At 63.8% G+C, this 20,508-nt stretch carries 17 protein-coding genes and 1 tRNA gene; 6 read left to right on the top strand and 12 right to left on the bottom strand.

Annotated features, from left to right (window positions below):
* Positions 1–67 precede the first annotated feature (67 nt).
* Positions 68–673 (bottom strand): LuxR C-terminal-related transcriptional regulator, encoded by a 606-nt coding sequence (locus tag FIU94_RS14300; protein ID WP_254702663.1) that lies wholly within the window; start codon positions 671–673, stop codon positions 68–70.
* A 94-nt stretch (positions 674–767) separates the two neighbouring features.
* Between FIU94_RS14300 and FIU94_RS14305 the strand changes: the two genes are divergently transcribed.
* From FIU94_RS14305 to FIU94_RS14330, 6 genes are all read left to right on the top strand, one after another.
* Positions 768–1,973, top strand: a complete 1,206-nt coding sequence (locus FIU94_RS14305; RefSeq protein ID WP_152466423.1) for a substrate-binding domain-containing protein — start codon at positions 768–770, stop codon at positions 1,971–1,973.
* Positions 1,974–2,045: 72 nt separating this feature from the next.
* Positions 2,046–2,813, top strand: a complete 768-nt coding sequence (locus tag FIU94_RS14310) for an ABC transporter ATP-binding protein (protein ID WP_152466424.1) — start codon at positions 2,046–2,048, stop codon at positions 2,811–2,813.
* Positions 2,810–3,514, top strand: a complete 705-nt coding sequence (locus tag FIU94_RS14315; protein ID WP_152466425.1) for an ABC transporter ATP-binding protein — start codon at positions 2,810–2,812, stop codon at positions 3,512–3,514. The genes FIU94_RS14310 and FIU94_RS14315 overlap by 4 nt, the downstream gene beginning before the upstream one ends.
* Complete coding sequence (locus tag FIU94_RS14320; RefSeq protein WP_368407131.1) at positions 3,511–4,503, top strand: branched-chain amino acid ABC transporter permease; 993 nt, start codon at positions 3,511–3,513, stop codon at positions 4,501–4,503. The genes FIU94_RS14315 and FIU94_RS14320 overlap by 4 nt, the downstream gene beginning before the upstream one ends.
* A 10-nt stretch (positions 4,504–4,513) precedes the next feature.
* Positions 4,514–5,581 carry a branched-chain amino acid ABC transporter permease gene (locus FIU94_RS14325; protein ID WP_152466426.1) on the top strand — a complete coding sequence of 356 codons (1,068 nt, stop codon included), beginning with the start codon at positions 4,514–4,516 and terminating at the stop codon, positions 5,579–5,581.
* On the top strand, positions 5,578–6,444 hold the full coding sequence (locus tag FIU94_RS14330; RefSeq protein WP_152466427.1) for an alpha/beta fold hydrolase: 867 nt from the start codon (positions 5,578–5,580) through the stop codon (positions 6,442–6,444). Before FIU94_RS14325 ends, FIU94_RS14330 begins: the two co-directional genes overlap by 4 nt.
* Before the next feature lie 360 nt (positions 6,445–6,804).
* Here FIU94_RS14330 and FIU94_RS14335 read toward each other — a convergent pair.
* The 11 genes from FIU94_RS14335 to FIU94_RS14385 all read right to left on the bottom strand — a co-directional run bounded on the left by FIU94_RS14335 (position 6,805) and on the right by FIU94_RS14385 (position 20,297).
* Positions 6,805–6,894: transfer RNA gene (locus FIU94_RS14335), tRNA-Ser, on the bottom strand.
* A 77-nt stretch (positions 6,895–6,971) separates the two neighbouring features.
* Positions 6,972–7,691 (bottom strand): alanyl-tRNA editing protein, encoded by a 720-nt coding sequence (locus FIU94_RS14340; RefSeq protein ID WP_152466428.1) that lies wholly within the window; start codon positions 7,689–7,691, stop codon positions 6,972–6,974.
* Positions 7,688–10,147 (bottom strand): DUF3772 domain-containing protein, encoded by a 2,460-nt coding sequence (locus tag FIU94_RS14345; protein WP_152466429.1) that lies wholly within the window; start codon positions 10,145–10,147, stop codon positions 7,688–7,690. The genes FIU94_RS14340 and FIU94_RS14345 overlap by 4 nt, the downstream gene beginning before the upstream one ends.
* The gene (locus FIU94_RS14350; RefSeq protein WP_152466430.1) at positions 10,147–11,175 is read right to left on the bottom strand and encodes a cysteine synthase A; all 1,029 of its coding nucleotides are present in this window, start codon (positions 11,173–11,175) and stop codon (positions 10,147–10,149) included. The genes FIU94_RS14345 and FIU94_RS14350 overlap by 1 nt, the downstream gene beginning before the upstream one ends.
* 15 nt (positions 11,176–11,190) lie before the next feature.
* Positions 11,191–12,324, bottom strand: a complete 1,134-nt coding sequence (locus FIU94_RS14355; protein ID WP_152466431.1) for an NUDIX domain-containing protein — start codon at positions 12,322–12,324, stop codon at positions 11,191–11,193.
* 4 nt (positions 12,325–12,328) lie between these two features.
* Complete coding sequence (locus FIU94_RS14360; RefSeq protein WP_152466432.1) at positions 12,329–12,769, bottom strand: TrgA family protein; 441 nt, start codon at positions 12,767–12,769, stop codon at positions 12,329–12,331.
* Positions 12,770–12,784: 15 nt separating this feature from the next.
* Positions 12,785–13,996: a cyclopropane-fatty-acyl-phospholipid synthase family protein gene (locus tag FIU94_RS14365; protein ID WP_152466433.1), complete on the bottom strand. Its 1,212-nt coding sequence runs from the start codon at positions 13,994–13,996 to the stop codon at positions 12,785–12,787.
* 57 nt (positions 13,997–14,053) lie between these two features.
* Complete coding sequence (locus FIU94_RS14370) at positions 14,054–15,478, bottom strand: deoxyribodipyrimidine photo-lyase (RefSeq protein ID WP_152466434.1); 1,425 nt, start codon at positions 15,476–15,478, stop codon at positions 14,054–14,056.
* A gap of 67 nt (positions 15,479–15,545) precedes the next feature.
* Positions 15,546–16,772 carry an aminotransferase class V-fold PLP-dependent enzyme gene (locus FIU94_RS14375; RefSeq protein WP_152466435.1) on the bottom strand — a complete coding sequence of 409 codons (1,227 nt, stop codon included), beginning with the start codon at positions 16,770–16,772 and terminating at the stop codon, positions 15,546–15,548.
* Between the two features lie 94 nt (positions 16,773–16,866).
* Positions 16,867–18,513, bottom strand: coding sequence for a BCCT family transporter (locus tag FIU94_RS14380; RefSeq protein WP_152466436.1), 1,647 nt, complete (start codon positions 18,511–18,513; stop codon positions 16,867–16,869).
* 119 nt (positions 18,514–18,632) lie between these two features.
* The gene (locus FIU94_RS14385) at positions 18,633–20,297 is read right to left on the bottom strand and encodes a BCCT family transporter (RefSeq protein WP_152466437.1); all 1,665 of its coding nucleotides are present in this window, start codon (positions 20,295–20,297) and stop codon (positions 18,633–18,635) included.
* Between the last annotated feature and the right edge of the window lie 211 nt (positions 20,298–20,508).

A 20,508-nucleotide genomic window follows, 5' to 3' on the forward strand; every position in this document is an offset into this window, starting at 1 on the left:
CGCATCATGGCGCGTGATGCCCGGCAGCGTCACCGTCTTTGTTATCTGGTCGGTCATGACCGCCGATCTACTGATCAGAGGTCGATACAACATGGTCCCCGTCGATGCCGCCCATCGAATGGAACAGACCGCTGGTGTTGTTGACCCCGAACTTGCGCAACAGCTTGGCGCGATAGACCTCGACCGTCCGGTGCGAGATTTCGAGATTGATCGCGATTTCCTTGCTTGTCAGCCCCTCTGACAGGTAGCTCAGGATCTCCCGTTCGCGCCGGGTGAGCGGAAAATACGGCCGCTCCGCGCTGAGGTCCGCAAAGCTCCAGACGGCGCGGGCCAGCGGGTCCTCGGGGGTAAAGGAATGGCCCCGCACCCGGCACCAGAACAGCGTGCCGTCGCGCCGCGCCATGATGCGTTCATCCCAGTAGCGGTTGGTTTCGCGCAGCTGCTTTACCCCCCGGTCCCGGATGTTCACGAACTCCGCGTCAGTGGGGTAAAGGATGGCAAAGAGCTGACCGGCAAGCTCTTCCGGCGCGTAGCCGAACATGCGACCGAACGCGTTGTTGCATTGCCGGATCACCCGCGCCTCGGTCACGACCAGACCCACTGGCGCATAGGCAAAGGCAAGGTCCGCGAACCGGCCCTGCGCATAGCAATCGTCAATAGGTATTTCCACGATCTTGCCCCGGGTCCGCTTATCCTGAATCCTGTCAAACACGTAAACGACGGGCTGGGTCCGCACAACAGCGGCCACCGCCCATAGGGAGGATACCATGAAGAATTTCGCGCGGTTCGCCGCCACGATTGCCACGTCGATCACCCTGGCGGGTGCGGCCTGGGCACAGGAGGATCCGATCAAGATCGCCCTGATCCACGGTCTGTCCGGGTCCAGTTTCGAAGCCTTTTCCAAGCAGGCCCAGACCGGTTTCGAGCTGGGCCTGGAATATGCGACCGACGGCACCAACGAAATCAACGGCCGCCCCATTGAGGTGATCATCAAGGATTCACAGTTCAAACCGGACGTGGCCCGGGCCGTGCTGGCCGAAGCCTATGGCGACGACGACGTCTTGCTTGCCGTCGGTGCGACCTCTTCGGGGGTGACACAGGCCATGCTGCCCATTGCCGAGGAATACGAAAAGATCCTGATCGTCGAACCCGCCGTGGCCGACAGCCTCACCGGGCCGGACAGCAACCGCTATGTGTTCAAGACGTCGCGCAACTCGTCGATGGACATGCAGGCGCAGGCGCTGGCGCTCCAGCCTGACGAAAACCTCTATGTCGCCACACTGGCCGAGGATTACGCCTTTGGCCGCGACGGGATCACCGCGTTCAAAGCCGCCCTTGACGGGTCGGGCGCGACTGTCGTGACAGAGGAATACGTCCCCCAGGGCACTGCCGATTTCACCGCCGCGACCGAACGCATGTTCAACGCGCTGAAGGACAAGGAAGGGCGCAAGGTCATCCTGGTCTACATCGCCGGGGGCGGCGACGCGCCGGGCAAGATCAAGGCGCTGGACCCCGACCGCTATGGCATCGAGATTTCGATGGGCGGTCACATCCTGCCGGTGCTGCCGACCTACAAGCGGTTTCCCGGTCTGGAAGGGGCGGTCTACTACTACTACGAGGCCTACCAGAACGACATCAACAAGTGGCTTGTGGACACCCACCAGGAACGCTTCGACGGGCCGCCCGACTTCTTCACAGCAGGGGGCATGTCCGCCGCACTGGCCGTGGTGAAGGCGCTGAAGACCGCCGACAGCTACGAGACCGAAGACCTGATCACCGCGATGGAAGGCATGTCCTGGGACACGCCCAAGGGCGAGATGACCTTCCGCCCCGAAGACCACCAGGCGCTGCAATCCATGGTGCACTTCAAGATCCGCGTGGATGACAACGTCGAATGGGCGATCCCCGATCTGGTCCGCATCATCGAGCCGGACGAGATGGACATCCCCATCGGTCGCGACAACAGCCAGTAAGCCCGCGAAACCCGCAAGGCACACCCGGTCCGCCGTTCCGGCGGGCCGGATACCCCCAAGGATTGCCAACTGATGCCCTCCCCGTCCCTGTCCACCCGTGACCTGACGATCCGTTTCGGCGGCCATGTCGCGGTCAATGCCGTCACCTGCGATTTCCATCCGGGCGAGACCACTGTGATCGTCGGCCCGAACGGCGCAGGCAAGACCACCTATTTCAACCTGATCTCCGGCCAGCTGGCCGCAAGCGCCGGTCGCGTCGAGAAATCGGGAGAGGACATAACCCGCCTGTCCCCCTCCGCCCGTGCCGGGCGCGGCATCGGCCGGGCGTTCCAGCTGACGAACCTTTTTCCGCAGCTCACCGTGATCGAGAACGTCCGCCTAGCCGTGCAGGCCCGAGAGCGCGCGGGCTGGAGCCTGTTCCGCCCCGCCGCATCGCGCCAGGACCTTGTCCGCAGCGCCGAACACTACGTCGAAGCCGCCCGGCTGACCGACCGCGCCGCCATGCCAGCCGCCAGCCTGCCCCACGGCGACCAGCGCAAGCTCGAAGTCGCGCTGCTGATGGCGATGGAGCCCGACATCTACATGTTCGACGAACCGACCGCCGGGATGTCGCTGGATCAGGCGCCAGCGGTGCTGGACCTGATCGGCAAGATCAAGGCCGACACCACCAAGACCGTCCTGCTGGTGGAACACAAGATGGACGTGGTCCGCGCGCTGGCTGACCGGATCATCGTGTTGCACAACGGCGAGCTGCTGGCCGACGGCGCACCCGGCGAGGTGATGGACAGTCAGATCGTGCGCGATGTCTATCTGGGCACCGCAACGGAGGAGACCGCATGAGCGTGCTGTCCCTGCACAACATGAAAACGCAGATCGGGCAGTACCACGTACTGCACGACATCACCTTTGACGTGGCCGAGGGCGGCGTGTTTGTCCTGCTGGGCCGCAATGGCGCGGGCAAGACGACGACGCTGCGCTCGATCATGGGGCTGTGGCAGCCGCAGCCGGGATCGGTGGTCTTCAAGGGGCAGGACATCTCGCGTCTCGCCACCGCTGACATCGCCCGGCTGGGGATCGCCTATGTCCCTGAAAACATGGGCATCTTCGGTGGCCTGACGGTGCAGGAGAACCTCGTGCTCGCCACCGCGAAAGGGCGTTTCGACCGGACCCGCCTGCACCGCATCTACACCCTGTTCCCCGCGCTTGAACAATTCTGGACCAAACAGGCCTGGTCCCTGTCCGGCGGGCAGAAACAGATGCTTGCCGTCGCCCGCGCCATCATCGAACCGCGCGACCTGATCCTGATCGACGAGCCGACCAAGGGGCTGGCACCCGCCATCGTCGCCGCCATGGGCGAGGCCTTTCGCGAGATTGCGCAGGATACGACGATCCTGCTGGTCGAACAGAACTTCAACTTTGCCCGCAGCCTCGGGCGCGACATGGCGGTCATCGACGACGGCCGCGTGGTGCACCGGGGCAGCATGGCGGATTTCGCCGCCGACACCGACCTGCAAGGGCAGCTACTGGGGCTTTCCGCATGATGAACAGAGTTTCCGAGATGCTGGGCCGGTTGGGCGGCGTGAACCTTCTGCCGCTGGCGCTGGCCGCCGTGGCCTTTGTGCTGATCGGCGCGCCCTCGTCCTGGGTGACACTGACGGTGGCGGGGCTGTCCATGGGCATGATGGTGTTTCTCATGGCCTCGGGCCTGTCGCTGGTGTTCGGCCTGATGGACGTGCTGAACTTCGGCCATTCCGCCTTTATCAGCTTTGGCGCCTTTGTCGCGGCCACGGTGCTGGCGGCGCTGTCCACCTGGCTTGACGGGGGCTGGATGCTGGCCACTGCCGCGCTGGCGCTGGCGCTGCTGGCGGCCATCGCCTTTGGCCTTGCCGCCGGTCTGTTCTTTGAAACGGTGATCATCCGCCCCGTCTACCGCGACCACCTGCGCCAGATCCTGATCACCATGGGCGCGCTGATCGTCAGCGAACAGATCATCCTTGCCGTCTGGGGCGGCACCCCGGTCAGCGTGCCGCGCCCCGCGTTTCTGGAAGGCGCCTGGATCGTGGGTGACGTCAGCATGGAGATCTACCGCCTCTTTGCCGTGGGCCTTGGCGTGGCCGTCTTTTCGGGGCTGATGGTCCTGCTGAACCGCACCCGCATCGGCCTGCTGATCCGCGCAGGGGTGGAAAACCGCGAGATGGTCGAGGCGCTGGGCTTCAAGATCAACCGCCTGTTCATCGGTGTCTTCATGCTGGGCAGCGCCCTGGCCGCGCTGGGCGGCGCGATGTGGGCGGGTTACGAGACGCTGATCACCCCCGCACTGGGCGGCGAGATGATGATCGTCGTCTTCATCGTGGTGATCATCGGCGGGCTCGGCTCCATCGAAGGCACCTTGCTGGGCGCGATCATCGTGGGGCTGACAGCCAATTACATCGGCTACCTCGCACCCAAGCTGGCGCTGGCATCCAACATGATCCTGATGATGGCGATCCTGATGTGGCGGCCCAGCGGGCTGCGCCCGGCGGTCAAGTGAGGGACGAGATATGAAACCGACATACGGCACCATCGCCGTCAAATCCGCAATGCTGGTCATCGCAGCCCTGCTGCTCTTTGCGCCCTTCCTGTTTCAGGACATCCGCGCACTGGAGGTCGCGGCGCGGATCTGCATCTTCATCGTGCTGGTGGCCAGCTACGACCTGCTGATCGGCTATACCGGGATCGTCAGCTTTGCCCATACGATGTTCTTCGGCTTCGGCGCCTACGGGTCCGCCATCGCGCTGAAACAGATGGGACCGGGCTGGGACGCCGTGGCGCTTGGCACGCTTGCCGGGGTTCTGATCTCGCTCGTCGTCGCGACCGCCATCGGGTTGATCAGCCTGCGGGTCAAGGCGATCTTTTTCGCCATGATCACCCTCGCGGCGGCCTCCGTCGTGCTGGTGCTGGCCTCGCAGCTCAGCCAGATCACCGGGGGTGAGGACGGCATCACCTACCGCGCGCCCGACCTGTTCAAGACCGCGACCAAGCTGGCGGTGGACGAGGACGGCAAGGTGCTGCGCTGGTTCGGCGTCCGCCTGAACGGCAAACTCGCGGCCTACTACTTTGTCTTTGCCACATCGCTGGCCCTGTTCCTGGTGATGTTGCGCATCACCGTCTCGCCGCTGGGCACCGTGCTGAAGGCGATCCGCGAGAACGAGGCCCGGGCCGAGGCCATAGGCTACCGGGTCGTCGCCTACCGCACCTTCGTCTTCTGCCTCTCGGCGGTCGTCGCCTCGCTGGCCGGGTCGGTCTACGCGATCTGGCTGAAGTACACCGGGCCGGACACGGCGCTGTCCTTTGCGATCATGATCGACATCCTGCTGATGGTCGTGATCGGCGGCATGGGCACGATGTGGGGCGCGGTGATCGGCGCGGTGCTGATGGTCATGGCACAATACTACCTGCGCGACCTGATGAGTGCCGCGTCGGAAGCGACGGCAGCCATTCCCTTGCTGCCCGAACTGCTGGCCCCCGACCGCTGGCTGTTCTGGCTGGGGATCATCTTCATCCTGCTGGTCTATTTCTTTCCCAAGGGCATCGCAGGCACCCTGATGGCGCGGGGGCAGCGCGCATGATCACGCCCCGTTTTGCCTTTGTCCCGGTGATGGACCATGAAATCCACGTCACCGAATGGGGCGACCCCGGCAACCCCGCACTGATCATGATGCACGGGCTGGCCCGGACGGGACGCGACTTTGACGAACTCGCCGGGGCAATGGCAGAGGAGTATCTGGTCCTTTGTCCCGACATGATCGGCCGGGGCCGGTCAAGCTGGGCCTCCGACGCGAGCGTTGAATATTCCATCGAATACGCCGCCGGCATCATGGCCGACCTGCTGGATCACTACGGGATCGACCGGGCGGCCTGGCTGGGAACCTCGATGGGCGGCCAGATCGGCATCCACATGGCGTCGGGCAAGGACGCCGGTCGGATCGGCTGTCTGATCGTGAACGACATCGGCCCCGAGGTGCCCGCCGTCGCTCTTGAGCGCATCCTGTCCTATGTCGGAACGCTTCCGCATTTTACCAGCTATGCCCAGGCGGAAAGCTGGCTGCGCAGCGCCTATGCGCCCTTCGGCCCTGCCGGAGACGCATACTGGACGCGGATGACCCGCACCTCCCTGCGGCGGCGGTCGGACGGGCGGCTGACCCTGCATTACGACCCCGCGATCCTGCGGCAGTTCACCGATTCCCCGCAGGAGATGACCGCCTGGGACCGCTGGGCGCGGATCACCGTGCCCACCCATGTCTTTGGCGGCGCACAGTCAGACCTGATGACGCCCGGTATCCTCGACCGGATGCGCCACAGCGGCCCGAAACCGGCAGTCACCCTGCTGGAGGACTGCGGCCATGCGCCGTCCCTGTCCCGCCCGCAGGACATCGCAGCGTTTCGGGACGTGCTGAGCGGGATGGGTGTTGAATGCAGTACAACGGCCTGAACCAGCGGCACGTATGAACCTGGTCAGCAGGCCCTGCAAAGGATTTCCGACCCGGAACCGGACCTTCAACGACGGTAGCGCGGGTAGCCTCTATGCGGACGAAGCGGTCATGTAGATCGCGCCCGAACCGAAGGGTGGGCGAGTAGCGCCCGCCCCGTGGGGGCGGTTCGGGCGCTGCCAAAGCTTTGCTTTGAGAATAATACATGCGCTCAAACCCGCCATTCTCTGCGCCAGAGACGAACGTCTGCTTTGCGCGCCGTTTGGCTGAGTTGGGTCAGCAAGACGCCTCCGATATATCGAAGGGCAGCGTAATTCACGGGGATATGGAAAAATACGCCTGCATGGGACGTCTGGGGATCATGGCGGAGAGACAGGGATTCGAACCCTGGAGACGGTCTCCCGCCTACACACTTTCCAGGCGTGCGCCTTCGACCACTCGGCCACCTCTCCGTGAGGGGCGGTTTAACGTGGGCGGCACCCGGGGTGCAAGAGGGAAAATGGGCCTTTGACGCCCCATATCCTCAGCTTCAGCTTTCCAAGTGCAGATAGATCCGCCGGTTCTGGCGGCCCTTCTTTTCGATCCGGCCCAGCCGCAGCGCGCCGATCTCTCCGGTGCGGGCCACATGGGTCCCGCCGCAGGGCTGCAGGTCGATCGGGTCGTCCGCGTCGCCCACCCTCACCAGGCGGATCTTGCCCGCCCCGCGCGGCGGCTGCACCGCCATGGTCCTGACCAGATCCGGATTCGCGTCCAGCTCCTGCGCGGTGATCCAGCCATCGCTGACCCTTACATCGCGGGCGACATAATCGTTCAGCGCCGTCTCGATTGCCGCGCGGTCCTGGGTCATGTCAGGCATGTCGAAATCCAGCCGTCCGTGGCTGGCCGTGATCTGGCCGCCCGTCACCGGATAGGGAATCACCGCCGTCAGAAGGTGCAGCGCGGTATGCAGGCGCATGTGGCGGTGCCGGCGGTCCCAGTCCAGCACCTGCATCACATGGGCCCCCAGCGGCAGCAAGGCGACCGGCTCGGCCGGTACCAGCACGATACTGTCGTCGCGCCCCTTGATCGCCGTGGCCAGGGGCATGCGCAGACCGTCCCAATCCAGCCAGCCGCTGTCGCCCGGCTGGCCGCCACCGGTCGGGTAGAAGATCGACCGGTCGAGAACGATGCCCCCCTCTTCGGTCAGGGCAATGACCTGCGCCTTGGCCTCGCGGGTATAGGCATCGGCGCGAAAGAGCGGTTCGGTCATGCGATATCGTCGCCCGCTTCGGCGTCCCCGCCGGTATCCTGGCTGTCGAAATCCTCGGCACGCGGTCGGTCGTTGGCGGTCGGCGCGCCACTTTCGCGCGCATTGCCCGCGCCGGTGTTTTCTTCGCGGGTGCGCAGCACCTCGGGATTGCGCAGCCAGAGATCGCGCTGGGCAAAGGGTATCTCGATCCCCTCCTCCGCAAAGCGCGCGGCGATTTCGTGGTTGATGTCGTTCTTGACCAGCATCATCCAGTTCACGTCCCGCAGGAAACAGCGGATTTCAAATTCCAGCGCATCCGCGCCAAAGTTCAGAAACAGCACATTCGGCGCAGGTGTGGCGAGCACCATCGGCTGCGCCTCGGCGATTTCGCGCAGAATGGTTTCGATGCGCCGGGTGTCGGAACCATAGGCTACGCCGACCGGAACGATCAGTCGGCCCACCGTATTCCCGCGGGTGTAGTTGGTGACGGTGCCGGACACGAGGTCGGCGTTGGGCACGATCACATCCGTCCGGTCGAAGGTTTCGATCCGGGTCGAGCGCACGGAAATGTCACGGACATACCCCATCTGCCCGCCCACCTCGATCCAATCCCCTTCGGAGATCGGTCGCTCGATCAGCAGGATGATGCCGGAGACGAAGTTCGACACGATGTTCTGCAGGCCAAAGCCGATCCCGACCGACAGCGCCCCCGCCACGATGGCAAGTGAACTGAGGTCGATCCCCGCGCCCGTGATCGCCGCAAGCGCGGCGAGGAATATCCCGACATACCCCAACCCGGAGACAATCGCATTCTGCCCCCCGATGTCGATCTTGGTCTTGGGCAGCACGTTGCCCCGCAGCGCCGACTGCACCAGACGGGTCAGCACGTAACCGATGACAAAGATCACCGCGAAGGTCAGGAAATCCGCAGGTGAAATCCGGGTGTCTCCCACGGCGAAACCGCGCCCGAAGGCCTGCCAGAGTTCGGTCAGGTCCGTCACCCGTGCGCCCCAGACCAACGCCAGCACCGGCAGGACCAGCAGCAGCAGAACAAGGCCGAACAGCACGGCCATCAATGTCTCCCTGGCCGCTTGCCCCTGCCCGGTCAAAGCCCCGTAGAGATCGGCGAAGAACCGCTGCAGCACCATGACCAGCCCCAGCAGCACCAGCGTCATGATGTAGGGCGGCATCAGCGCGTCCACGGCCTGGAAATAGCCAGCAGCCAACAGGACCGGCGACAGGCAGCCGAGGATCACCGCCCCCGTCCCGAGCCCCCGTACCACCCGGCCCAGCGTGCTGGTCCGCACTTCGGTCAGTGTGTCATCGGTGGCCGAGGACGGCTCGGTATAGCCGCGCAGCAGCACGCCGATGCGGTAGAGCATGAGGCTGGAGATCACCAGCCACGGGAATTGCAGCACCGCCAGGCTGACCGGTGCGCTTTCGCCGGTCTTCAGGATCTGGCTGATCAGTTCGGTGATGATGATCATCACCGTGATCATCCCCACATGAAACCGTGCCTCCTTGCGTTTCTCACGCGGCAGCAGCAGCAGCGCCTCGTCGTCGTCGCGCGAAAAGATGCGTTCCGACACCCAGCGCACACCCAGCATGATCCCACCGAGCAGGCTGATCACCAGCACGATGTTCTCGCCCTTCGGGCCCAGCACCTCGGACGAGATCACCGCCAATGCCAGCGCAACCAGACCCGCCGCGGGCAGGAAGATCCGCAGCAGCGACACGAGGAACCGCCAGATGCCAAAGCCCCGCGCGCCGTAGCTTTGCAACGATCGCACGATCATCCCGGCCCAATGCCGGCCCCGCAGGATCAGAACCATCCCCAGAACGAAAAGGAATCCGACAACGGGCAGGTTGTTCCGCAGTGCCGTCCAGGTGCGCGCGTCGGCGGCATTCGGCGTCTCGTCGCGCAGGTCCGTTACCGCGACGGTAAAGTCCGAGATGGCCGGTGGCCAGTAGGCCGGGTTCAACGGCGACGGTGTCACCGTCAGCAGCTTTTGCGCCTGCCTGTCGCGCAGGATCGTGTCGATCTGTCCCACCAGGCTGTCCGCGCGGACGAACTCCGTTTCGGCCTTCTGGCCCGGCACCTGCAATCGGCTCAGTTCCTCGTTCAGCGCCTCGCGCTGTGCCGCGACATCGGCCGGCTCGGCCGGTGCGTTCTCGCCCTCCGGCGGCGGGCCGAGGGCGGCGATCTGTTCGCGCACCGTACGGATCCGCGCGGCATTGATGTCGCGCGCATTGTCGAACTCGGTGCGGAACTCCGCGATCCGGCTGCGCATCGCCATCAGCGTCTCGTCCGTGCCGCTGTTGTTGTCGATCGCGTTCTCGGCCTCGCGCGCAAGGCCTTCCCACCGGTCGAAGGACGGCACCGCGGTTTCGAGCGTCGTGTCCTGCGCCTGCACCGTGCCTGTCGCCAGACACAGCACGACAGCCAGGAGCGTGAAGAACCGGGCCAGCAAGCGCATCACACGTCCTCGAACACACCCGGAATGGAGGCAGGCGCCTGGTCAAGCCAGCCGGGCGTCGGCAGGCCCTTTTCGCGCAGGAAGTCGGGGTTGAAGAGCTTGGACTGATACCGCGTGCCGGAGTCGCACAGGATCGTCACGATGGTATGGCCCGGCCCCATTTCCTTTGCCATGCGCACGGCCCCGGCCACGTTCACGCCGCTGGAGCCGCCAAGGCAGAGCCCTTCTTCGGACAAGAGGTCAAAGACAACCGGCAGCGCCTCTTCGTCGGGAATGCGGTAGACCATGTCAGGGGTGAACCCTTCGAGATTGGCGGTGACGCGGCCCTGCCCGATGCCTTCGGTAATGGAATCGCCGCCGGGATCCTCGCCCGTGTAGATCTTGGTCATGCCGGACCCGCCCGGATCGGCCAGCGCCACTTTCACGCCCTTGGGCTGCAGCGCCATGCCCATGCCGGCCAGCGTGCCGCCGGTGCCGATGGCGCAGACAAAACCGTCGACCTTGCCATCTGTCTGGGCCCAGACCTCGGGGCCCGTGCCCTCGATATGGGCCTGACGGTTGGCGGTGTTGTCGAACTGGTTTGCCCAGATCACACCCTCGTTGCTGTTGCGCGCCATGGTCTTGGCCAGGCGTTCGGAATAGCGGATGTAGTTGTTGGAGTTGCTGTAGGGCGCGGCGGGCACCAGCACCAGTTCGGCCCCGGCCAGGCGCAGCATGTCCTTTTTCTCCTGGCTCTGCGTCTCGGGCATGACGATCACGGTCTTGAACCCCATCGCCGCGCCCACCAGCGCCAGACCGATGCCGGTGTTTCCGGCGGTGCCCTCGACGATGGTGCCACCGGGTTTCAGCTCGCCCCGTTCAATTGCATCGCGGATGATATAAAGCGCCGCACGGTCCTTGACCGACTGGCCGGGGTTCATGAACTCGGCCTTGCCAAAGATCTCGCACCCGGTCTGCTCGCTGGCCTTGCGCAGTTTGATGAGCGGTGTGTTCCCGATGGCCTGTGCCAGATCAGATGCAACGTGCATGGATGCCCCCAGAGGTTATGTCGCCTCCGGTGTATCGCCCGTATCTGACAACCTCAAGCGGTCCCTGTGCCGCGCCAGCCAGAAGGCCGCCAGCCCAAGCGGCGCATTAGCCGCGCCAAATCCGTCGACCAGGTCCATCAAAGCATCGAAGGACAACACATGCGCGCGGATGTCCTCACCTTCTTCGGGCAGCCCGCCAATGCCTTCGGCGGCGTCGGGAAGATCGGCAATCCCCAGAAAGATATAATAAAATTCGGTCGAATTGCCGGGGCTGGCATAGACCTCGGCAATCGGTTCGATCGCCTGCAGGGTCAGCCCCGCCTCCTCTCTGGCCTCGCGGATCGCGGCGTTGCGCGGGGCTTCGCCGGGGTCGATATGCCCCGCGATGGGTTCCAGCTGCCAGACCGTTCTGTCACCGCGTGCCAGCGGCCCCATGCGCATCTGCTCCACCAGCAGGACCCGGTCCCGCCGGGGATCATAAGGCAACACGAGCGCGGCATCGGCTGCGATAAAGACCGCGCGGTCCGCCACCGGCGACATGCTGCCGTCGAAATGTTCGAATCGCACCTTCATGTCGTCGAGCGCAAAGAAATGCGCATAGGACCGCTGCCGTTGCTCGATGACCGTGCGGCCCGGCTTGGTCAGCGTCCCGTGGCGCGACTGCCGCGCATTGAGCCGCGACTGCGCCCGCTTGCGGATCATCGGAAACATCCCAGCCACCTCAGCGCCGCTGCGCTGGCCGAAATACCCCATCACCTCGCGCGCCGCCTCGCAGGTCAGCGCGGCCCACTGCGCCTCCCACTCCGCCAGCGACCAGGGGCCAGCCGGGGTCCAGCGGTCGGGTTCGGACAGATACACCAGGGCGTTCTGGCCGTCGGCCAGCATCATCTCCACCAGCTCATAGCCGAAACCGGCCTCGTAGAAATCCAGCCGGGCCACCTCGGCATCCGTCAACCCACGGACCAGAATGCCATGCGCAGCGCCCTCGGCACTGGGCCGGGCCACGGGAAACGGCGCGCCCTCGACGGCAAAGGTCGCATATCCCGGAAGAACGGCGGACGCCATGTCGAGTTTGTCCGCCGACCGGTCGAGCACGATTTCAAGCAGGGGCTGATGGCGCAGGCTTCCGTAGAAGAACAGGCTTCTCATGGGATCATTTCCAATGATTGCTGGCAAATTCCGTCACCAGCCCGGCCACGACAGCGCCGATGACGAGAGCCAGCCCAATCTGCATGGTCGCGATGATCACGGCGTATTCCGCCCCGATCTGAAACACCGCCACGATCGCCTCGAAGGCGTTGTCGTACCGATTGCGCATGGCAAGGCGCACCATTTCATTGGCCGCCTGAATGCCGACGCCCCAGAGCATCAGCACGAAAACCCCGGTAAAGCCGTTGTTGATCGCCGCGGTGGTGCCCCGACCGGCACGCGGGCCCATCACGATCCAGCCACAGGCCAGCCCAAGCAGGATGTTGACCGGGATGAAATACCCAAAGTCGGTACTTTCGGGCATCAGTGGCATGACCATGATCGAAATGACATAGGCCAGAGCCGCCAGCGCAACGGCAGCGACGAGTCTTGCGGCGGTCGGCATCCTTGTTCCTTCAGATCAACCCGGTCGCCTGATCGTAATCTGCGTTACATCGCAATTGCCACTGTCAAATGTCGCTGCACAGGAGGTGAGGTAAAAATTCCACATCCTGCGGAACCGCTCGTCAAAGCCCATCTCCCTGATCTCGTCCCACTTCGCGTTGAAGCTTTCGTGCCAGCGGCGCAGGGTGATGTCGTAGCTTTTGCCGAACTCCACCGACTTGTCGACGATCAGGCCCGCTTTCTCGACCTGTTCGCGCAGGATCGTGGGGCTGGGCAGCATACCGCCCGGAAAGATGTATTTCTGAATGAAATCCACGCCACGCTTGTAGACCGGCCACCGGCGGTGATCGACGGTGATGATCTGAAGCGTCGCCGCCCTGCCGGGTTTGAGCCGGTCGCGCACGGTCTGGAAATAGATCGGCCAGTATTGCTCGCCCACCGCTTCGAACATCTCGATGCTGGCGATGCCGTCGTAATGGCCACGCTCGTCGCGGTAATCCTGCAGCTTGAATTCCACAAGACCGGAAAGACCCGCCTTTTCAATGCGTTCCCGGGCATACTTCAACTGCTGCTCGCTGATGGTCAGCCCAGTGACCCGCAGGCCGCGCTCTTTCGCCGCGTATTCGGCGAAGCCGCCCCAGCCGCAGCCGATCTCCAGCACGTGATCGCCGGGCTGCACGCCCATCTGGTCAACCATGCTGCGATATTTCTCGATCTGCGCGGCCTCCAGCGACGCCTGCGCGCCGTCGGGGAACAGGGCGGAGGAATAGGTCATCGTGTCGTCCAGCCAAAGGGCGTAGAAATCGTTGCCCAGATCGTAGTGATAGCTGATGTTCTTGCGCGCCTGCCCACGGCGGTTGCGTTGCAGCCAGAAGCGGAACTTTTCGAACGCCCTTACCAGCCCCTGTCCAGGAAAGCCGTCATAGACGTTTTCGTTGCCCGCATGGACAAGGTCCATGAAGGCCTGCAAATCGGGGGTGGACCAGTCGCCATCCAGGTAGGCATCGCAGAAACCCAGGTCCCCCTCGCGGATCAGCCGTGCGAACAGGTCGTCGCTGTGAATGTGCAGCTCCGCCACCGGGCCGGGGTTTGCCCCCTCGGCGCGGAACACCCGGCCATCGGGCAGGTGAAAATCGCAGCGCCCGTTCTGCATCTGCTGGGCCATGCCAAAGACATGGGCAAAATATCGCGGCAGGCCGGTCTGGCCCTCGATGCTGGTATGGATCATATCCACTCCACAGGATTGACCGTCCGATATTACCCGGAGCGGCGGGATTCACAATTCTTAAAAGTCTCGGTTCTCATAGGCTTGCAGCGCGCGGTGCCGCCCGTCCGAGGCGCTGACGATAGGATCGGGGTAGTCGTCGTCGGGCCTCAGCCCCCAATGGCGCGGCATCGCGTCAAAGAACTTCAGCGCGTCCTCGTGCGGGTTCGCGCGGCCTTCGGCGATCCAGCGGCTGACATAGGTGCGGTCCTTGTCGAAGCGATCGATCTGGGTCTCGGGGTTGAACACCCGGAAATAGGGGGTCGCATCGGGGCCGGACCCTGCCGACCACTGCCACCCCAGGGCGTTGCTGGCCGGGTCCCAGTCAATCAGGCAATCCTCGAACCACTCCAGCCCGATGCGCCAGTGGGTCATCATATGTTTGGTCAGGTAGCTGGCCACGATCATCCGGCCCCGGTTGTGCATCCGTCCGGTCACATAGAGTTCGCGCATGGCGGCATCGACGAAGCGGATCCCGGTGCGCCCCTTTTTCCAGGCCCAGACCTCGCTGGCGCGCGCATCCTCCTGCCAGGGGAAGGCATCCCAGTCCTCGCGCCAGTTGTCGGTCAGCAGCCGCGGCGTATGGTGCATGAGGTGATAGGCGAACTCGCGCCAGACGAGTTCCTTGAGAAAGGTCTCCGCCCCGGCCTTGCCTTCCTCCCGCGCGCGCAGGCCCGCGTGCCAGCACTGAAAGGGTGAAATTTCACCCAGCGACAGGTTCTCCGACAGGTTCGACGTGCCGTCGGCACCCGGAATGTCGCGGCTTTCATCGTAGCCTTCGACGATATGAGCCATGAAACTGCCCAAGCGGGATTGCGCGGCGCTTTCTCCCAGCCGGACGAAGGGGCGCACGACGTCGGCCCCCCGATCCATCGCGGCGCCCATGTTCCAGTCGTCGAGGTTGTCGCTGCCCGGCCATGCATCCGGCGCGGGGATCTTGCCCGGTGTGCTGCGCGGGGCGTCCATGTCCCTGCCCTTCACGTTGTTCCAGAACGGCGTGTAGACCTTGTAGTAATCGCCCTGCTGCGTCTCCACCGTCCAGGGTTCGCACATCAGGTGCCCGCCAAAGGATCGCGCCTCGATCCCACGGTCTTTCAGGGTTTCCTTGATCCGGCTGTCGCGCGCCACGCTGTCGGGATCGTATAGCCGTGACCAATACACCGCCCCGGCGCCGGTTTCCTCAATCAGGTTCTCCAGCGCGGCCTGCGCGTCGCGTTCCCGCCGCAGGATCAACCGGCTGCCCTTGTCCTTCAGCGTTTCGGCCAGATGCCCCACGCCCAGACCCAGCCGCCACTTGGGCGCGGCCTTCAGCCCTTCGGACAGCGCATCGTGGACAAACACCGGGATCACCGGGCGTCCGCTGTCGCAGGCGGCGGTCAGGGCCGCGTGGTCGCTCAGCCGCAGGTCGCGGCGAAACCACATCAGGATCGGGGAGTTGTCGCTCATGTCAGCCTTTGTGTTGCTCTCTCTCAAGGAGAGTTAGGGCAGACACGGGTGAAGCAAGGCTTTGGTTTCACAAAACATCGTCGAGCGCGTTCAGCAGCTGGTCGATCTCGGCCCGGGACGTGTAGTGGGTAAAGCTCAGCCGCAGGACACCCTTGTCCGGGTCCACGCCCATTGCTTTCAGTGCGCGGCCCGCGTAGAAATCGCCGCCCCCCGCCATGATCCCGTGGCGCGCAAGATCGGCCGCCACGTCGGCTCCCGGCCGTGTCAGGGCCAGCGCAACCGTGGGCGCGCGGCCCGCGGCGGTGTCCGGGCCGATCAACCGCACCGAGTTTCGGCTTTTCATCGCATCCAGCAGGGGCTGCAACAATGCTGTCTCATGGGCGCGCATCAGGTCATGCACCGCCCCCGCCCGCGCGACCGGAGCCGCCTCGCCGCCAACGTGGTGGCGGTAGGTCGCGTCGAGGTAATCCGCCATCCCGGCACAGGCCGCGATCTGCGCGTGGTCCGGCCCCGCAGGCGTGAACCGCTTGTAGAGCGTATCGCCATTGAAGACATGGCCCTGATTGGGCAGCAGCTCGCCCAAGGCCCGGCGCATCACCATCACCCCCTGATGAGGTCCATAGGTCTTGTAGGCGGAAAAGAGATAGATATCGGCCCCCATCGAACCCACATCGACAAAGCCATGCGGGGCGTAGGAAACGCCGTCGACGCAGACGAAAGCCCCGGCGGAATGGGCAAGTGCCGTCACCTCGACCACCGGGTTCACCTGCCCCACGACGTTGGAGCAGTGCGGAAAGCAGACCAGACGCACATTGTAGTCCAGCAGGTTTTCCAGATCGTCGGGGTTCAAAGCGCCGGTATCGCGATCGACGCACCATTCGCGCACCTCGATGCCGCGGTCGGCCAACCGGCGCCAGGGGCCGGAATTGGCCTCGTGATCCTGATTGGTGACAACGATCGCCTCCCCCTCTTCCATCAACTGTCCGAACGCATTTGCCAGCACATAGGTGTTCTGCGTGGTGGAGGGGCCAAAGCTCAGCTCGTCCGTCTCGACGCCGAGAAGTGCCGCCAGCCGTTGCCGCGCTTCATCCATCTCGGCGCCCGCCAGCCGGCTCGCCTCGTAGGGGCCATAGGGCTGCACCTTGCGTTGGGTATAATACCGCGTCAGCCGGTCGATCACCGGTTGGCAGGTATAGGACCCCCCCGCGTTCTCGAAAAAGGACTGCCCCTGCAGGGATGGTTCTGCAAAGGCGGGAAACTGTGAGCGGACCCAGGCGGTATCAAGGTGTGTCATGCGGCCAGAGTTCGCCGCCGGGACGGACAAGGTCAAGCCGAAACGAAAAGGGGCACCCCGGCGGGATGCCCCTTTGTTGTTCTTGTGCCGGTGGTCAGCGCGTTTCGGCGCGTTCGCTCTGCAGGCCGCGGAAGATGCAGAAGCACATCAGCAGCAGCACCAGGGTAAACAGCAACCCGGTTGAGATCACCATGGATTGCAGGGCGGCCAACCCGCCCCCCAGCAGCAGCGCGATGGCGACAGCGCCTTCGAAGATGCACCAGAACACCCGCTGCGGCAGCGGCGCGTCGATCTTGCCGCCCGCCGTGATCGTGTCGATCACGAGGCTGCCCGAGTCGGATGAGGTTACGAAGAACACGATCACCAGCACGATGCCGATGAAGGACGTGATCGACGCCAGCGGCAGTTGTCCCAGCATCTGGAACAGCTGGCGCGGCAGCTCCGCGTCCTGTGCGCCGGTGAAGCCGTCGGTCAGCACCTGATTGATCGCCGTGCCACCAAAGATCGACATCCAGACCACGCACACCATCGACGGGATCAGCAGCACGCAGATGATGAATTCACGCACGGTCCGGCCCCGGCTGACCCGGGCGATGAACATGCCCACGAAAGGCGACCAGCTGATCCACCACGCCCAGTAGAAGGCTGTCCAGCCCTGGGAGTAGTTGATGTCTTCCCGGCCAAAGGGGTTGGACAAGGCGGGCAGGTATTCGACATAGGCTTTCAGGCTGTCCCAGAAGAACGACAGCAGAAAGGCCGTCGGCCCCACCAGCAGCGTGAACAGCGCCAGCAGACCGGCAAGCCCCATGTTGACCTCGGACAGGACCTTGACCCCGCCATCCAGGCCCCGCACGACCGACACCAGCGCCACGGCGGTGATCGCCGTGATCAGGATGACCTCGGTGGTGTTGCCGATAGGAATGCCGAAAAGCTCGTTCAGGCCCGCATTCGCCTGCGTCGCGCCGAAGCCCAGCGAGGTGGCCAGACCGAAGAGCGTCGCAAAGACGGCGATGATGTCGATCACGTGACCGGGCCAGCCCCAGATACGCTCACCCAAAAGCGGATAGAACGCCGAGCGGATCGTCAGCGGCAAGCCCTTGTTGTAGGTGAAAAGCGCCAGCGCCAGCGCGACGGTCGCATAGATCGCCCAAGGGTGCAGGGCCCAGTGATAGATCGTGGCAGCCATCCCGAGCCGTACGGAACCCGGTTCATCCCCGGTGGCGGCCCCCAGCGGTGCCCAGTCCGTGCGCAGCCCGTCCTCTCCGATGGCGGTTTCGCCGAATGAGGTCGAGAAATGGGTCAGCGGTTCGGATACGCCGTAGAACATCAGCCCGATGCCCATACCGGCTGCAAACAGCATCGCAAACCAGCCAAGGTACGTATAGTCGGGCGCCGCATCGACCCCGCCCAGCCGCACGGACCCGAAGGGCGTGACGATCAGCAAGAGCGCAAAGATGACCACAAGGTCGGCGGCCCCGATCAGGAACCAGTCAAAGTTCTTGGTGGTGAAATCGAACATCGCGGAAAAGGCACCGGACGCCTGTTCGGGCAAGGCCAGCGTGTAGAAAACGAACGCGATGATCGCGACAGCCGAGACCGCGAAAACCGGGTTGTGAATGTCGAAATACAGACGACCGAAAGAGCCGTCGATATTGTCCTGTCCAATCTCGTAGTCCGTTTCGATGACGTCTGACGCGCCGTCGGGCTCGGGTATGCCCTGGTTTGTGGTTTCATCAACCATCTTAGTCCCCCTTCTTTTTGGTTTGAACCAGGAGACCTATCAGGTGAGGCACTGAAGGCAACCCGGTAGCGGCAGAACGGGCCGGACGATTTGTCAGGCCCGCCCTTGTTTTCAAAAGCTTATTCCGCCGGGGTTGCGCCCACATCCTCGGAATAGGCGTTCACGCCCGACGCCATCCGCTTGCCGTCGTTGAAGATCGCCTTGATCAAAGAGACCGCCATCAGCACCATCACCAACGAGAACGGCAATGCCCCGATGACCATGGCCGTCTGAATGGCGCCGATCCCGCCGATCAGCAACAGCGCCGCCACGACAGCCCCCAGCGCGACACCCCAGAAGATGATGTGGGGCCGTGCCTTGGGGCCTTCGTCGCCCGCGGCATTGATGGTGTTGACGATCAGCACCGCAGAGTCCGCAGAGGTGACGAGATAGGTCATCAGCAGGATCACGATAATCACCGCCATCAGCCAGCCCAGCACGCCACTGCCCAGAAGAATGTCGGTCATGGCAAAGATCTTGCCGCCGTCGGTGGCCTCGAAGATGCGGCCCCCCGCCTCGCCGGTCAGCTCCAGGTCGATGGCCGTGCCGCCTGCCCAGGCAAACCAGACAAAGCACATCAGCGCGGGCACAAGCACTGCGCCCAGCACGAACTCCCGGATCGTGCGGCCCCGGCTGATGCGCGCCAGGAACAGGCCCACGAAGGGCGCAAAGGCCACCCACCACGCCCAGTAGAAGACCGTCCAGGACCCCTGCCAACCGGCCAGATCCTGATCCACCGGATTTTCTCCGCCGTAGATGGTGAACATCATGCCGGGCAGCGCGATCACGTATTCCCAGATTCCGACAAAGAAGGTGTAGAAACCGAAGAAGGTCGCGCCGAAGAGCATGAGGAAGCCGAGCAGGAAGATGGAAAGCGCCATGTTGATGTTCGACAGCCACTTGATGCCCTTGCCCACACCCGAAAGCGCCGACAGGGTCGATGCCCCCATGATCACCACGATGGAGAAGATGATCCCGAGGGAGGAAGGCTGTCCTTCCGCGTCGATCAGCCAGTCACCGATGCCGATGCGCGCCAGACCATCCACGAACTGATTGACGCCGAAACCCAGCGTCTGCGCCACGCCTAGGATCGTCGCGACCACCGCGACGATGTCTATGATGTGACCGAATGGCCCTGACAGCGACTTGCCGAACAGCGGCGTCAGCGACGACCGGATGGTCAGCGGCAACCCCCGCCGATACGCAAAATAGCCCAGGCCCAGACCGGCAATCGCGTAGGACGACCAGGCGGTGAAACCCCAGTGCAGATAGGACCACTTGTAGGCGTTGAGAATGTTGTCCTCGCCCTTGCCCGATGCAAAGCCCTGGATCACGTCCGGGTTATTGCCAAAGTGATAGATCGGCTCCGCCACGGCCCAGGTCAGCATCCCGACACCGATCCCGGCGCCGAACATCATGGAGAACCACGAAAAGTTGCCGAATTCGGGCTTGTCATCGGGCAGCCCCATCTTGAGCTTGCCCGCCGCCGGCCAGACCGCCAGCACGATGCAGGTGATCACGAACAGCGCCATCACCCAGACATACCAGGTGGCAAAGTTGGTCAGGATGAAGCCGTTGAATTCCGACAGGACACGGCCAGCCTGCTCGGGAAAGGCGACGGCCCAAATCACGAGCAGACCAATGATGATCTTGGCCGTGATGGTCACATCAATACTGAAACCCCGATAAAAACCGCTGTCGGCGGTCTTGATCGGCAGTTTCATCAGTGGAGGTTTGAGTGCCATGAAAATTGTCCCTGTTTTGTTGTTATGCCATCGAGCCTATGGCCCGATGCCGAAACGACAAAGCAAAAGAATCAATGTTATTTCAAATCCTTGGCACTCATGGTCGATGACCCGGTGCCCGGGCCACCGGCAAATGCGGCTATTTTCGGCGCATTTGCCGGTGGTGCGACGGCCCATGCACGCTGCCGCGATGGCGCTCAAGGTCGCCGGA

This window comes from Sulfitobacter sp. THAF37 (assembly GCF_009363555.1).
GTDB lineage: Bacteria > Pseudomonadota > Alphaproteobacteria > Rhodobacterales > Rhodobacteraceae > Sulfitobacter.